Consider the following 13807-nt stretch of genomic DNA (forward strand, 5'->3'; position numbering starts at 1 on the left):
CGGAGCATCGAGTGATGTGCCGGCGCCGGGGACTGACCCAGTCAGCATTACGATGGCTGCGCGCCCCGGCGCGCCCTCAATGCCCGGAACCGGTCTCGGTCTCGCCATTACCCGTGGTGCTGGTCGGGAACGAGTCCTTGCTGACCAGATCCACCACGTACATCACTGCCGGGTGATCCGTTTCGTTGACCGCCCAATGCTGTTTGCCATGGCCTGATTGATACACCTGCCCTTCCTGCATGGTGTAGCCCACCGTGCAATCGAGTTCGTAGATGGTCAGGCCGCCGTGCTTCATCATCACGGTCTCCGGCCGTTTGTCGTGCGAATGCAGCGGTATCACGACACCGGCGGGAATGGTCACCGTGCGAGCGCGATAACGCCAGCCGGGGCTGGCGATGGCTTCCAGGCCAAGATCCATCTCAGCCTCGACATGGACATCGACTTCGCCCTTGGCCTGGGTGGCAGGTGGCAACGGTTGCGGACCACTCTTGCCAGATGGGCAGCCACCGTTGGCGGCCGATGCCAGCATCGGCACGCACATGGCAAAGGTCAGGCAAACACCAGGGATTATCGGCAACAGGCGCATGGGTCACTCCATCATTGCAGGCTCCGCCAACTGCGGCATCCCATCAAAGGGCCATGCCGGGCCGAAAAGCAATTAACATTGCCCCGCTGCGCGCCGCGCCTGTTTCGCCAGCATCCCTGCGATCCCGCCGGAGGAATGGCCATGCAACCCGGTTCACTGCACACCATCGGCGACGCCGCCAGCCACTACACCCATATCCGCATCCTGATGGGCATGATCGTCGGTCTCGGCCTGACCCATCTGCTGCGTCAGGTGGCACGGTTGATCGAACATCCCGGGCAACGTGGCATCTACTGGGTCCATGGGGTATGGGCGGTCTTCACCTTCGTCTACCTGCTGCATTTCTGGTGGTGGCAGTATCACCTGTCCGCTGGCGTGGCCTGGACCTTCAATCTGTACCTGTTCGTCACCCTGTATGCCTTGCTGCTGTACCTGCTGTGCGCGCTGGCCCTGCCGGAGAACATGCAGGGCTACCACGATTACCGGGAGTACTTTTTTGCCCGCCGCGGCTGGTTCTTTGGCCTGCTGGCGCTGGTGTTCGCGGTCGACCTGGCCGATACCGCGCTCAAGGGCCACGACTATCTGCAGCGGTTGGGCCCGGAATATTACTGGCGCAACGGCGTATTCATCGTCGCCTGCCTGGCTGCGGCGCGGCTGCGCTCGGCGCGCGTGCACGGCGCCTTCGCGGTGCTGGCGCTGGCCTACGAAATCAGCTGGATTGCCCGCCATTACGAGCTGATGGGCAGCTGATCCGGGCAGGAAACACGGTTTTGCACGTGCCTTTGGTCACGGGGTGTTCGCTGGCGCCATCGGTTAGGCTGTCAGGCTCATGTCCACCCTGGATTACCCCGATTATGACCACCCGACTCGCTCTGGCGCTTGCCGCCACCCTGGGACTCGCCATGCCCGCCTATAGCCAGCCTGCCGCTACCCCGACCGAGGCCGCCATCGCCGGCAATCCATTCCTGGCCGAAAGCCCGCTGCCGCTGCATTACCCGCAGTTCGACAAGATCAAGGACGCCGATTTCGCGCCGGCCTTCGACTACGGCATGGCCCAGCAGCTGAAGGAAGTGGAGGCCATCGCCAACAATCCGGAGGCGCCGACCTTCGACAACACCATCATCGCGCTGGAAAAGAGCGGCCAGGTGCTGGACCGCGCGACCACGGTGTTCTTCAACCTGGTCGGCACCGATACCAACGACACCCGCAACAAGCTGCGCGCCGATTACGCCACCCGCTTTGCCGCCCATGGCGATGCCATCAACCTCAACGGCAAGTTGTTTGACCGCATCCAGACCCTGTATGCCAAGCGCGACTCGCTGGGTCTGGACCCGCAGGGCGTGCGCCTGATCGAGCGCTACCACACCAACTTCGTCCGCGCTGGCGCCAAGCTCAATGACGCCGACAAGGCCAGGCTGAAGGCGATGAATGCCGAACTGGCCGGCCTGGGCACCCGGTTCAGCGACAACGTGCTGAAGGATGTCAATGCATCGGCGGTGGTGGTTGATGATGTCAAGCAGCTCGATGGCCTGACCGAAAGCCAGATCGCCACCGCCGCCCGCATCGCCAAGGAGCGCGGCAAGGACGGCAAGTACGTCATCACCCTGCTCAACACCACCGGCCAGCCGCCGGAATCGGAACTGACCGATCGCGGCCTGCGCCAGCGCATCCACGAAGCCTCGATCGCCCGCGGCAGCCACGGCGGCGAATTCGACAACCGCGAAATCATCTCGCGGGTGATGAACCTGCGTGCCGAACGCGCCAAGCTGCTGGGTTACCCGAACTACGCCGCCTACGCGCTGGAAGACCAGACCGCCAAGACTCCGCAGGCGGTCAACGACATGCTCGGCAAGCTGGCGCCGGCCGCGGTTGCCAATGCCAAGCGCGAAGCCGCCGACCTGCAGGCGGTGATCGACAGCGAACAGGGTGCCAAGGGCGAAGCCAGCTTCCAGCTGCAACCGTGGGACTGGTCGTTCTATTCGGAAAAAGTGCGCGCGCAGAAGTACGACTTCGACGAATCGCAGCTCAAGCCCTATCTGGAAATGAAGAACGTGCTGGAAAACGGCGTGTTCTTCGCCGCGCACAAGCTGTACGGGCTGGACTTCAAGCCGCGTACCGACCTGCCCAAATACCACCCGGATACCTGGGTCTATGACGTGTTCAATGAAGACGGCAGCCAGCTGGCGATCTTCATCTTCGATCCGTATGCGCGTGATTCCAAGCGTGGCGGTGCGTGGATGAATTCGTACGTGTCGCAGTCGGCACTGACCGGCGACCAGCCGGTGGTCGCCAACCACCTCAACATCCCCAAGCCGGCCGCGGGCGAACCGACCCTGCTGACCTGGGATGAAGCCACCACCATGTTCCATGAGTTCGGCCATGCCCTGCATGGCATGTTTTCGAACGTGGAGTACCCGTACTTCAGCGGTACCAGCGTGCCGCGTGACTTCGTCGAATACCCGAGCCAGGTCAACGAGATGTGGGCCGACTGGCCGGAAGTGCTGAAGAACTACGCCAAGCACTACCAGACCGGCGCGGCGATGCCGCAGGCATTGCTGGACAAGGTCATTGCCGCGTCCAAGTTCAACCAGGGCTTTGCCACCACCGAGTACCTGGGTGCGGCCATGCTTGACCAGCGCTGGCATCAGCTGGCGGTCGGCCAGGTGCCGGACGCCGCCGGGGTGATCAAGTTCGAGGCTGACGCGCTGAGCGCCGACGGCATCAACTATCCGCCGGTGCCACCGCGCTACCGCACCCCGTACTTCAGCCACATCATGGGCGGCTACGCGGCCGGCTACTACGCCTACATCTGGTCGGAAGTGCTGGATGCCAACAGCCAGCAATGGTTCGAGCAGCACGGCGGCCTGACCCGCAAGAATGGCGACCATTTCCGCGAAACGCTGCTGTCACGCGGCGGCAGCGAGGACGCGATGAAGTTGTTCCACGACTTCGCCGGCCATGACCCGCAGATTGAACCGCTGCTGGAAAAACGCGGCCTGACCGCACCGGGCAAGTAACCGCCCGGCCGTTCAACAGCCGTGTAAAGCAGTAGGGGCAGTCATTGACTGCCCCTTTCTGTATCGGTCGCCTGCTGGTGCAACACGCCGCTTCACTGGCGCGGCAGCACCACCACGGTGGCGGTCATGCCGGCGGCCAGTTGCTGGCTGTCGGCGCGTTCGTCATCAAGGCTGACACGGACCGGGATGCGCTGCGCCAGCCGGACCCAGTTGTAGGTGGGATTGACGTTGGCCAGCAGATCGCCGCCAGTCGGGTTGTCGGTATCGGTGATGCCGTGGGCGATGCTTTCGACGTGACCCTTGAGCGGCCGCGATGAACTCATCAGCCGCACTTCCACCGGATCGCCGACCCGCAGCGATGGCATCTTGGTTTCCTCGAAATAGGCATTGACCCAGAACGAGTCGCGGTCGATCAGTGCCAGCCGCGCATTGCCGGCGTTGGCGTAATCACCGCTGCGCACATCCAGGTTGGTGATGTAACCCTCGACCGGCGCCCGCACCCGGGTGCGCTGCAGACGCAGTCGGGCGGTATCGACCGCGGCCTGTGCCTGCTGCACCTGCGCCAGCGCCTGTTGCTGGCTGGCCGATGCCTGGCGCTGGCTGGCGGCAGCCTGGCTGACGCCGGCCCGGGCCGCATTGGCGGCGGCCAGTGCGTCGGTGCGGCTCTCGTCGGAAATCAGCTGGCCCTGGATCTGCTGCCGGCGCTGGTACTGCGCCTGGTACTTGGCCAGGTTGGCACGCTGCTGCTCGGCACTGGCACCGGCGGCGACGATACTGGCGCCGGCGGCCTTGGCGCCGGCCTGTGCCACCGCCAGGCTGGCCTGTGCTTTGTCCAGCTCCAACTGGTAGTCGGCATCGTCGATGACGAACAGCACATCGCCTTTGTGGACCAGCTGGTTGTCTTTCACCTCGACCTTGCTGACCCGGCCGCTGACATCCGGGGCAATGCGGATCACTTCGGCACGGACCCGGCCATCACGTGTCCACGGCGAGTACATGTAGTGCTTCCACAGGGCATGGCCAGCCAGCGCGGCAAGTCCCACCACCACCGCGGTCAGCAGTATCCGCAATCCGGACAGGGTTCGTGCATTCATCGTCGTCATCTCAAAACAGGAGCAGGCCAAGACAGCCGAACAACAGGACAAACACCGCCGCCCGCAACAACGGTGGATGCCAGACATGGCGGTACCAGCCAAGGCGACCGGCAACCCCGTCCAGCAACGCCACCAGCACCAGCAGGCCAACAAACAACACCAGCAATCCCGGCAGCAGCATGCCGCCGATGGCGAATTCACGCGGCATGCGCGACCTCCCGGTTGAAACAGGCGATATACGGCGCCAATGGCGATTCGTCGTCGGCCAGCGCCAGCCGCATCAGGCGCAGTTGCGACAGTGCCCGGCGTTGTCCGGTCGAAGCTGCCGGCACTGCCGCCAACAGTGCAATCGCCGCGTCATGAGCGTGCGCGCAGATCCGGTAGCGCTCGGCATCGGGTTGCGCATACAGCGCCGCCAGCGTTGCCATCACCGCCTCTACCGCCTCGACGTGTTCGGCTGGCAAGCCGTCGCTGGCCATGCCCTGCCGCAGTTCGATCACGGCACGGCCGCTTTCGTGCACCGACAGCGCCCATGACAGCAACGCCCGCGAGTCATCGCTGCCCGGCGCGGTATGGCTGACCACCTGCTGGAACAGATCCCGGTGACCGCTTTCGAAGCGTTGCAGCAAGCCTGCCAGCGGTTCGCGCACGGCCATGCGGACCTGCTGCCGCAACGCGGCCATCTGACGCCGGCGCCAGTGCCCGCTGCCCAGCAGCGATGGCACCAGCACGAACGCCAGCAACACCGCGCCGACACCCACCATCTGCGCTACGCCGTCATTGACGAAGCCCAGCGGCGAAAACACCATTGGATTGTTGAGGCCGAGGATGTAGGCAAAGCCCATCGTGTAGCCCAGCCCGTGTACCGCCCAGGCTGGCCGGGTGGTCAGGTACGGGCCGATGATGAAGAACGGCAGGATGCCGGCGACCATCAACGCGAAACCATCCATCCGCGTCAGCACGAAGAACTCGCACACAAACCCCATCGACATGCCAATCAGGTAACCCACCGCGATCCGGCCCAGGATGCCGGTCGGATTGGGCGCGGTGGCGAACAGACCGGAAAAGATCGTCGCCAGCAGCATCATGCCCGCGCCCGATGGCCAGGCACTGGCAATCCAGAAGCTGGCCAGCACCCACATCGTCAACGTCGTCCGCAGCACCGCCAGGGCGGCGGCGACATGATCATGACCGCGCTGGAACCTGACCCGTTCCGGCGCCGGTCCCACGGCTATCCGCTGGCGCTGGCGCAATGCATGGTGGGCGTGGACATAGGTGGCCAGTTCGCTGGCAAAGCGCGAGACCAGCAACGCACCGGCATCGAAGTCATCCAGGCTTGCCGCGGCCGGCAGCGCTTTCCGCAGTGTGGCGGCACGTGCGTCCATCGCCGCCGCCGTGGCCTGCAGCCGCTGCTGGCAGACATCGTCATCGGCGTTGTCGGCGGACAGGCAGGCCAGGTCGTCGGACAACGGCCGGTACAGTTCGGCCAACGCACTGGCAAGTTCATGCGCCTGCCGCCGCTGCAGCCGGTTGAGCAGATGATGCAACGACTGGAAAGTGGTCGAGACCGCCATGAAATCATGATTGGCCCGCTGCATCTGCTCGCTGCGGGCACGCGCGTCGGCATCCTCGAACACCACCGAACTGCGCAGATCTTCCAGCGTCACCACGTCGCGGACAAAGCGCAGATGGGCGCGCTCCATGTCCTCGCGCGGCAGCTGCCCGGCGGTGGTGCGGCGGACGAAGTCGATGAAATGCTGGTACTGGGCACGCGCGGTCGCGCGCAGGCTGTCGCGCAAACGCACCGGGAAGATGCAGTCGCTGATGACCGCACTGACCAGCAATCCCAGCATCACTTCGGTGATGCGGGCGATGGCCGAGTCGAAGATGCCCTGCGGATGGCTGGCGACCGGCAGTGCGATGATGGCGGCGGTGTAGCCGGCCAGCACGAAAGCATAGGATTTGAAGTTGCGATGGAATACCGCGCCACCTGCGCATAGTCCGACCCACAGTCCCAGCGCGCCGAGTGACAGCACCCGCTGCTGGGCAAACAAGCCGACGATCAGCAGCGCCGCCAGTGCCCCGGCCAGGGTGCCCAGACTGCGGTAGAACGCCTTGGCCAGCACCATCCCGCTCTGCCGGTGCATGACGATGACCGTGGTCAGCATGGCAGTGCCTGGTGACGGCAGCTTCAGCCGCATCGCCAGCCAGCCGGCGATGAAGAACGCCAGCGCCGCCTTCAGCACGAACCGCCAGGCATCGCTTTCCTCGCGTGCGAAGCCGGACAGCGCCGTGCGCCACGCCGGCGCGGTCGATGGAATGGAGAGATTGCCCTGCATGGTTGAGCCGATGGACTACAGCGCGTCCATGCCCTCCAGCATCTTCTTCAGCAGGGTTTCCAGACGCTTCTGTTCGGCTTCGCCGAGGCCGCCGACCTCCAGTGCCAGCAGCTGGTTGATCTGCGGCAGCATGCGCTGGATCAGGTCCGTGCCCTGCCCGCTCAACGCCAGCACCAGCTTGCGCCGGTCGTTGGCGTCGGCACTGCGTGTAATCAGCCCTTTTTCGCACAACTGGTCGGTCAGACGGGTGATGTTGGCGGACTTCTCGCCGGTGGCTTCGGCCACTTCGCCGGGTGACAGGCTCTGCTCGGCGGTGCCATAGAGCATCATCAGGATGTCGTATTCGGCATGGTTGATGCCGTACTCGCGCAGCAGCAGGTTGGCGTTGTCGTGGATGCGCTTGTACAGATGCTTGACCAGCCGCACCAGCATCGCCGGCTCGCGCGGAAAGCTGGGCGAACGCTGGCAGGTCACCTCGATGCGTTTTTCAGTGGCGTCAAAGCTGCCCATGCCCGGCTCCGCGATGGATTCTGTTCATGGGCGGGATTTTATTACATAAATGAACTATCAACAATCATAAAACATACCGGGCAACAGCATGGTTCAGCCCGCCGACAGCTGTTTACCGCCATCCGCCCGCACGCCACGTGTCAACGCAGCCGGCTGGCGCGACTCCCCTCGTCTGGAATGCCTGCTGCTGGATCTCGCGGACGCCGCTTGCTCCGGCATCGCCGCCAGTCGCAGCGCGACATACCGGCCTCAGCGCGGGGCCAGATAGCCGCCGGGTACGCCGTTTGGTGACAGCACCAGTTGCCACAGCTGCGAACGCCGACAGCGGAACGTCGCCATCGAGCCGGACAGATAGAACCGCCACATGCGCCGGAAACGTTCGTCGTAGCGCACATCCAGCGCATCCCACGCCGCTTCCACGTTGTCGCGCCAGGCCTGCAGGGTACGGTCGTAATCGGTGCCGAAGTTGTGCCAGTCCTCGAGCACGAACAAGCCTTCCATCGCCTGGCTGATCTGCGCCGCCGACGGCAGCATCGAATTGGGGAAGATATAGCGTGCGATCCACGGATCGGTGCGGTGCACCGAGCGATTGGTGCCGATGCTGTGCAGCAGGAACAATCCGTGCCCGGGCAGCAGCCGGCGCGCGACTTCGAAGTAGGTACGGTAGTTCTTGACCCCGACGTGTTCGAACATGCCGATCGAGAACGCCGCATCGAACGGCTCGTCCAGTTCCCGGTAGTCCTGCAGCCGGATCTCGATCGGCAGGCCGGCGCACAGTTCGCGGGCGTAATCGGCCTGTTCCTGCGAGATGGTGACGCCGACGCCACTGACGCCGTATTGCTCGGCGGCGAATTTCAACGCCTCGCCCCAACCACAGCCGATGTCGAGTACGCGCATGCCCGGCCTGAGCCGCAGCTTGCGGCAGACCAGGTCCAGTTTCGCTGCCTGCGCCTGGTCGAGATCACTGGCCTCACGCCAGTAGCCGCAGCTGTAGACCAGGCGCTGGCCGAGCATGGCCTGGTACAGATCATTGCCCAGATCGTAATGGCGCAGACCGACTTCGCGGCTGCGGCTGCGGGTCTGCTGGTTGAACAGGCGTGCGCGCATCGCATCCCACAGCTCACCCGCGCCGTGCACCCGTTCGTCCAGTCGCGCCTGCAGCAGCCGCGACAGGAATTCATCCAGGCGTGCCACGTCCCACCAGCCGTCCATGTAGCTTTCGCCCAGGGCCAATGAGCCCTGTGCCAGCAGCCGCGCGTACAGATGGTCGTCGTGGACCTGGATGTCCCAGGGTCGATCGCCGCCTATCCGTACATCCGCCTCCTCGAACAAACCAGCAATCCTGCGTTCGAAACGGCGCTGCGGCATCGGGTCACCTGTCAGTGGGCAAACAACTCGAGGTAGGCGGGAGCAATGTGAGGATAAAGCAGGCCGGCGGGCACTTCCACCTGCTGCACGCCATCGGCATACGGCCCGACCTGGTACGGCGGAAACACGAACCGCAGCGCGACGATCTTGCCGCGGGCATCGAATATCGGCACGTACTGTTCGAAGTTGCTGGCGCTGGGCTGGGTGCCCTCCTCGATCATCCGCCCGGAATCCTTGAGCAGTTCGGCGCGCTCGGCCGGTTCCAGCTTGTCGGCTTCGGCGCGCATCGCCACTGCGTCCTGCAGCTGCTCGGCGACGTAGGCGCTGATGGTGCTCCAGCCGGTGGCGTCAGGGATCAACTCCTGCACCGGCAGCAGTTTCTGCTCCGCCACCAGCCACACGAAACGCACGATCAACGGTTGCCCGTGGGCACCACCGGTATAGCGGCTGCCATTGCCGGCGACCACGACCATCTGGCTGTTCTCGCTGACGATTTCGAACGCCAGCGACAATTCATACGGCGCCGACGGCACATCGTTGCCAAAGCCCTCGACCGCATCCATCAGCTCGCCGCGGGCGTCGTTGGCATAGCCGGACAGCACCGCGCCGAGGCCGGGGTAACGGTCCAGGCCCTTCGGATAGCTGATGCCGATGATGTAGCGCTCGTTGGTTTCAATGACATCCTGTAGCGCGGCATCGGCGTGGTCCGCCGGCTCGACGCTGGCCGGCAGACTCGCGGCGGCGGCCGCTGGCTGCGGCTGCGCGCCCTGCGCCGGCGCGGGCTCGCGCTGGCAGGCCGACAGCGCCAGTGCCAGGCAGCTGCCCAGCAGCAGCGTGGTTGAAACCGGATGGACAGACAACTTCACGGGTGACTCCTTGTACCGTTGAGGGCGACAGTTTATGCCGCATTGCGGCATGGCTCCACCGTCAGCCGCTCGCCAGCAGGTCCGCATACTGCGGATGGCGCTGGATATAGGCGGCGGCATAGGAACAGGCCGGGCGCACCGACCAGCCCTCGGCGCGGGCGTGCTCCAGCGCGGCCCTGACCAGATCGGCGGCGATGCCGCGGCCGCCTATGGCCGGCGGTACGCCGGTGTGGTCGATGATCATCTGCTGGCCGTGCAACTGATAGGTCAACTCGGCGGTCTGGCCATCGACCTGGGTGCTGAAACGCTGGCGCTGGCGGTCGTGCTGGATGTCGGTCATGGTGCTGCTCCGTTTGATTTCAATGCCTTCGGCCACGGCATGGGCGGCGTCGGATGGCGACTTTGGTCACCTTTCTGGTGTGCAAACTGACACTTCGCGTCACTTCTTCACCTGATACCGGCGGCGGACGGCTCCCGGCGGGTGGCAGGCAAGTTGGCACGGTATCTGCTTCCTTTCACATAAACCCACATTCACCTGTCCTTGGAGTTGTGTGCCATGAGCCTTGTCGACGCATTGCCAGACGTGTCCACCGCCAACGATTTCACCCTGCTGGAAGGCCTGTACCAGTTGGCCGTCAGTGGGCATACCAGCGACACCGAATTCGAACAGATCGACCGGGTTGTCTATGACCGGCTGATGTCCAGCTACGACAGCGCCATCGTCGGCAGCGCGCGCGCCCTGCAATCGCTGGCCGGCTGAAGCCCGGCCGTGCCGCCCGCGCGCCAGCCAGGCACGCGGGCCGGGGCCACTCAACGATTGTCGCGTTTGCCCTGGTTGTGCCGGTCCTGGGTGCCGACACTGCCCTGTATCGCACGCATCCGGCTCTCCGCGGAATGCAGTTCGGTTTCGTTGGCCGCCGAAGCGGTAGTCGCTTCACGCGCCGACGGGTCCGGATGGAATGGATGATCCAGCTTCTGCCATGGCTCGCCCTGGCGCACATGTTCCTGTTTGGCGGCCAGTAGGGCCCGGGTATTGGCCAGCGCCTGTGCCGGCGTAATCCGCTTGCGCGACGAGCGCGACGTCTTTGGGGCCTTCTTGGCCGTAGCCTTCTTGGCCGTAGCTTTCTTCGCCGTAGCTTTCTTCGCCGTAGCTTTCTTGACCGTAGCTTTCCTAGCCGTAGCCTTCTTTGCCGTAGCCTTCTTTGCCGTAGCCTTCTTTGCCGTAGCCTTCTTTGCCGTAGCCTTCTTGGCCGTAGCCTTCTTGGCCGTAGCTTTCCTGGCCGTAGCTTTCTTCGCCGTAGCCTTCTTGGCCGTAGCTTTCTTGGCCGTAGCTTTCCTGGCCGTAGCTTTCCTGGCCGTAGCTTTCCTGGCCGTAGCTTTCCTGGCCGTAGCTTTCCTGACCGTAGCCTTCTTGGCCGTAGCTTTCTTGGCCGTGGCCTTCCTGGTCGTCGCCTTCCTGGTCGTAGCTTTCTTGGCCGTGGCCTTCTTGACCGAGGTCTTCCTGGCTACTGTGTCATCCGAGGCCGACGCGCCGGCCGCTTTCTTGCTGGCCGCGGCCTTGCGCGGTTTGCTGGTGGCGGCCCTGGATTTGCTGGTGATTGCCATACTGCCCTCCCGGTGGATGGATGGCACCGGGATACCACGGCAAACCTTCAAGGAAAGTGAGCGTCCTCCGATTACCGTCGCTCAGCCGCCAAAGCTCGGGTTGCCCAGTTCCCGCAGGAAATGCGCCAGCACCGCCGGCTCCATCGCGACCATGAACATCACCCCGAACGCGGCACCAGCCAGATGCGCGCCGTGGTTGACGTTGTCGCCGCCGCGCTTGTCCATCCAGATGCTGTAACCGATGTAGACCACCGCGAACAGGATCGCCGGCGCCGGGATGAAGAACACGAAAATCCGCGCCCACGGCTGCAGCAGGATGAAAGCGAACAACACCGCCGAGACCGCGCCCGAGGCACCCAGGCTGCGGTAGTTGGGGTCATTCTGGTGCTTGAGGTAGGTCGGCAGGATCGACACCACCAGCGCGGCCAGATAGAACAGTGGATAGGTCAGCCGGCTGCCGGTGATTTCGGTCATCACCTGCTCGATCAGGCCGCCAAAGAAATACAGCGTGACCATGTTGAACAACAGATGCATGACGTCGGCATGGATGAAGCCATAAGTCAGCAGCCTGTCGTACTGCTTGTGCCGCTGGATTGCCGGCGGCCACAGGATCAGGCGCCCGGCCAGCGCCGGATTGCGGAAGGCCAGGAACGACACCAGCACGGTGATGGCGATGATGGCCAGGTTGATCGGCGATTGCATGCAATGTCCTCAGGCGGCGCGGTAGTTGTCCTGCATCGGATAGCGACGGGCGTACAGTGCGAACACCAGCGCCGCGACGAACGCGAACAGGGCAAAGAAGAACATCAGGAAGGCCGGCTCGCTGAGGCCGGTGCTGGCGATGTGCGCGGTCACCGCATCATTGCGCACCGCTGCGTTGGTCAGCAGCACCCACAGATTGCCGTACGACACCGACAGCAGCCAGAAACTCATGATGGTGCCCTTCATCTGCTTCGGCGCCTGGCTGTAGGCAAATTCCAGACCGGTCGCCGAGACCAGCACTTCGCCAAAAGTCAGCAACGCATACGGCAGGATCTGCCAGGCCAGCGACACCGGGTCGCCACCGTCGATCCACAGCTGGATGATGCCGGCGACAATCCACGCCAGCCCCGACACCGCCACCCCGAAACCCATCCGCCGCAACGCGGTCGGCTCGATGCCGAACCGGCGCAGCAGCGGGTACAGCACCACGTTGTTGAACGGAATCAGCAGCATCACCAGAATCGGGTTCAATGCCTGCATCTGCGCCGCTTCCTTGACCAGCCAGCTCGGCCACCACCAGGCATCGTGCGGCACCTGCATGGTCGCGCCCTGCAACACCCAGGTCGAGGCTTTCTGGTCGAACAGCGACCAGAACGGGGTCACCAGCGCGAACACGATCAGGATGCGCAGCACCGCGCGCACGCCTTCGATCGCTGCCGGCGGATGCAGCGAACCGACCCGGTCCAGTTGCATCGAGGCGCCGATGCTGACCAGTGCGATCAGCACCGCCAGGCCAATCAGGATCGCTTCAACCACACCCAGCAGCGGAATCAGCGCCAGCGAGGCGATCGCCAGTACCACGCCCATCGCGCCAACCACGCTGCCGGCGCCGCGCTGGCCCGGCAGGGTCAACGCGGTCCGCAGCACTGCCATGAAGCCATGCGGATCGGCCGGCGACGGCGGTACGTTGACGTACTTCCTGCGCCCCATCCAGAAGATGACGGTGGCGATGAACATCAGGATGCCGGGAATGCCGAAGGCGATGCTGGGACCATAGTTGCGCAGGAACAGCGGCATCAGCAGCGAGGCGAAGAACGAACCGAAGTTGATGGTCCAGTAGAACGCGTCGTAGACAACCTTGGCCAGGTGCTTGTTGCTCTGGTCGAACTGATCACCGACAAACGCCGACACCAGCGGCTTGATCCCGCCCGAGCCGAGGGCGATCAGGAACAGGCCGGTGTAGAAGCCTGTGCGGTTTTCCTCGAACACGGCCAGGCAGGCGTGGCCGGCGCAGTACACCAGCGACAGCCACAACACCGTGTTGTACTTGCCGAAGAAGCGATCCGACAGCCAGCCACCCAGCAGCGGGAAGAAATAAACCCCGATGACGAAGGTGTGGAAGATGTCCTTGGCATGGCCGCCGCGGTCGGCTTCCGGCAGGTAGGCCAGCAGGATGCTGCTGACCAGGAACGGCACCAGGATGTTGCGCATGCCATAGAAGCTGAAACGTTCGCAGGCTTCGTTGCCGATGATGTAGGGAATCTGGCGCGGCAGGCGCCCGTTGGCTTCAATTGTCGTGCTCATGCAGCATCCACAGGCAAATTTGTTAGAGGGTAACGTATCTGCACAGGCCGGGCGAACGGCAATGGTCATGCTGGGCAAAGCGGTCGCTGCTGGGCATCATGGCCGGTGCTTCCGGTTTCCACCTCTTTGTCCGCCC

14 protein-coding genes are annotated in these 13807 nt (G+C 64.0%); 3 read left to right on the top strand and 11 right to left on the bottom strand.

The window, feature by feature from the left end; all coding sequences use genetic code 11:
* Positions 1-76 precede the first annotated feature (76 nt).
* Complete coding sequence (locus tag ABB29_RS09740) at positions 77-586, bottom strand: cupin domain-containing protein (protein WP_057658557.1); 510 nt, start codon at positions 584-586, stop codon at positions 77-79.
* Between the two features lie 141 nt (positions 587-727).
* On the opposite strand from ABB29_RS09740, the gene ABB29_RS09745 reads away from it, so the two are divergent.
* Both ABB29_RS09745 and ABB29_RS09750 read left to right on the top strand, forming a co-directional pair.
* Entirely contained in the window at positions 728-1336 is a 609-nt protein-coding gene (locus ABB29_RS09745; RefSeq protein WP_157062598.1) for a hypothetical protein, read from the top strand.
* 104 nt (positions 1337-1440) lie between these two features.
* Complete coding sequence (locus tag ABB29_RS09750; protein WP_057658561.1) at positions 1441-3603, top strand: M3 family metallopeptidase; 2163 nt, start codon at positions 1441-1443, stop codon at positions 3601-3603.
* A 92-nt stretch (positions 3604-3695) separates the two neighbouring features.
* Here ABB29_RS09750 and ABB29_RS09755 read toward each other — a convergent pair whose 3' ends face one another.
* The 7 genes from ABB29_RS09755 to ABB29_RS09785 all read right to left on the bottom strand — a co-directional run bounded on the left by ABB29_RS09755 (position 3696) and on the right by ABB29_RS09785 (position 10120).
* On the bottom strand, positions 3696-4697 hold the full coding sequence (locus tag ABB29_RS09755; RefSeq protein WP_057658563.1) for an HlyD family secretion protein: 1002 nt from the start codon (positions 4695-4697) through the stop codon (positions 3696-3698).
* A 10-nt stretch (positions 4698-4707) separates the two neighbouring features.
* Positions 4708-4905 carry a DUF1656 domain-containing protein gene (locus ABB29_RS09760; RefSeq protein WP_057658565.1) on the bottom strand — a complete coding sequence of 66 codons (198 nt, stop codon included), beginning with the start codon at positions 4903-4905 and terminating at the stop codon, positions 4708-4710.
* Positions 4895-7036: an FUSC family protein gene (locus ABB29_RS09765; protein WP_057658567.1), complete on the bottom strand. Its 2142-nt coding sequence runs from the start codon at positions 7034-7036 to the stop codon at positions 4895-4897. The genes ABB29_RS09760 and ABB29_RS09765 overlap by 11 nt, the downstream gene beginning before the upstream one ends.
* Before the next feature lie 15 nt (positions 7037-7051).
* Positions 7052-7546 (bottom strand): MarR family winged helix-turn-helix transcriptional regulator, encoded by a 495-nt coding sequence (locus ABB29_RS09770; protein WP_057658569.1) that lies wholly within the window; start codon positions 7544-7546, stop codon positions 7052-7054.
* Between the two features lie 249 nt (positions 7547-7795).
* Positions 7796-8914: a cyclopropane fatty acyl phospholipid synthase gene (cfa, locus tag ABB29_RS09775; RefSeq protein WP_057658571.1), complete on the bottom strand. Its 1119-nt coding sequence runs from the start codon at positions 8912-8914 to the stop codon at positions 7796-7798.
* A gap of 11 nt (positions 8915-8925) precedes the next feature.
* Positions 8926-9780 (bottom strand): DUF3298 and DUF4163 domain-containing protein, encoded by an 855-nt coding sequence (locus ABB29_RS09780; RefSeq protein WP_057658573.1) that lies wholly within the window; start codon positions 9778-9780, stop codon positions 8926-8928.
* Between the two features lie 61 nt (positions 9781-9841).
* Entirely contained in the window at positions 9842-10120 is a 279-nt protein-coding gene (locus ABB29_RS09785; protein ID WP_057659399.1) for a GNAT family N-acetyltransferase, read from the bottom strand.
* Positions 10121-10336: 216 nt separating this feature from the next.
* On the opposite strand from ABB29_RS09785, the gene ABB29_RS09790 reads away from it, so the two are divergent.
* On the top strand, positions 10337-10540 hold the full coding sequence (locus ABB29_RS09790) for a hypothetical protein (protein WP_057658575.1): 204 nt from the start codon (positions 10337-10339) through the stop codon (positions 10538-10540).
* A gap of 50 nt (positions 10541-10590) precedes the next feature.
* Here the strand turns inward: ABB29_RS09790 and ABB29_RS09795 are convergent, their stop codons facing one another.
* The 3 genes from ABB29_RS09795 to ABB29_RS09805 form a co-directional block, all read right to left on the bottom strand.
* Positions 10591-11385, bottom strand: coding sequence for a histone H1-like repetitive region-containing protein (locus tag ABB29_RS09795; RefSeq protein WP_057658577.1), 795 nt, complete (start codon positions 11383-11385; stop codon positions 10591-10593).
* Between the two features lie 81 nt (positions 11386-11466).
* The gene (locus tag ABB29_RS09800; RefSeq protein WP_057658579.1) at positions 11467-12087 is read right to left on the bottom strand and encodes a rhomboid family intramembrane serine protease; all 621 of its coding nucleotides are present in this window, start codon (positions 12085-12087) and stop codon (positions 11467-11469) included.
* Positions 12088-12096: 9 nt separating this feature from the next.
* Positions 12097-13671, bottom strand: a complete 1575-nt coding sequence (locus tag ABB29_RS09805) for a POT-type proton-dependent oligopeptide transporter (RefSeq protein WP_057658581.1) — start codon at positions 13669-13671, stop codon at positions 12097-12099.
* Positions 13672-13807: the final 136 nt, after the last annotated feature.

It is taken from the genome of Pseudoxanthomonas dokdonensis, from assembly GCF_001431405.1.
Classification (GTDB): Bacteria; Pseudomonadota; Gammaproteobacteria; order Xanthomonadales; family Xanthomonadaceae; genus Pseudoxanthomonas_A; species Pseudoxanthomonas_A dokdonensis.

What these genes read in the sequence shown, in the direction of transcription:
- ABB29_RS09740 (WP_057658557.1), bottom strand. Translation starts at nt 586, where the DNA reads ATGCGCCTGTTGCCGATAATCCCTGGTGTTTGCCTGACCTTTGCCATG.
- ABB29_RS09745 (WP_157062598.1), top strand. Translation starts at nt 728, where the DNA reads ATGCAACCCGGTTCACTGCACACCATCGGCGACGCCGCCAGCCACTAC.
- ABB29_RS09750 (WP_057658561.1), top strand. Translation starts at nt 1,441, where the DNA reads ATGACCACCCGACTCGCTCTGGCGCTTGCCGCCACCCTGGGACTCGCC.
- ABB29_RS09755 (WP_057658563.1), bottom strand. Translation starts at nt 4,697, where the DNA reads ATGAATGCACGAACCCTGTCCGGATTGCGGATACTGCTGACCGCGGTG.
- ABB29_RS09760 (WP_057658565.1), bottom strand. Translation starts at nt 4,905, where the DNA reads ATGCCGCGTGAATTCGCCATCGGCGGCATGCTGCTGCCGGGATTGCTG.
- ABB29_RS09765 (WP_057658567.1), bottom strand. Translation starts at nt 7,036, where the DNA reads ATGCAGGGCAATCTCTCCATTCCATCGACCGCGCCGGCGTGGCGCACG.
- ABB29_RS09770 (WP_057658569.1), bottom strand. Translation starts at nt 7,546, where the DNA reads ATGGGCAGCTTTGACGCCACTGAAAAACGCATCGAGGTGACCTGCCAG.
- cfa (WP_057658571.1), bottom strand. Translation starts at nt 8,914, where the DNA reads ATGCCGCAGCGCCGTTTCGAACGCAGGATTGCTGGTTTGTTCGAGGAG.
- ABB29_RS09785 (WP_057659399.1), bottom strand. Translation starts at nt 10,120, where the DNA reads ATGACCGACATCCAGCACGACCGCCAGCGCCAGCGTTTCAGCACCCAG.
- ABB29_RS09790 (WP_057658575.1), top strand. Translation starts at nt 10,337, where the DNA reads ATGAGCCTTGTCGACGCATTGCCAGACGTGTCCACCGCCAACGATTTC.
- ABB29_RS09795 (WP_057658577.1), bottom strand. Translation starts at nt 11,385, where the DNA reads ATGGCAATCACCAGCAAATCCAGGGCCGCCACCAGCAAACCGCGCAAG.
- ABB29_RS09800 (WP_057658579.1), bottom strand. Translation starts at nt 12,087, where the DNA reads ATGCAATCGCCGATCAACCTGGCCATCATCGCCATCACCGTGCTGGTG.
- ABB29_RS09805 (WP_057658581.1), bottom strand. Translation starts at nt 13,671, where the DNA reads ATGAGCACGACAATTGAAGCCAACGGGCGCCTGCCGCGCCAGATTCCC.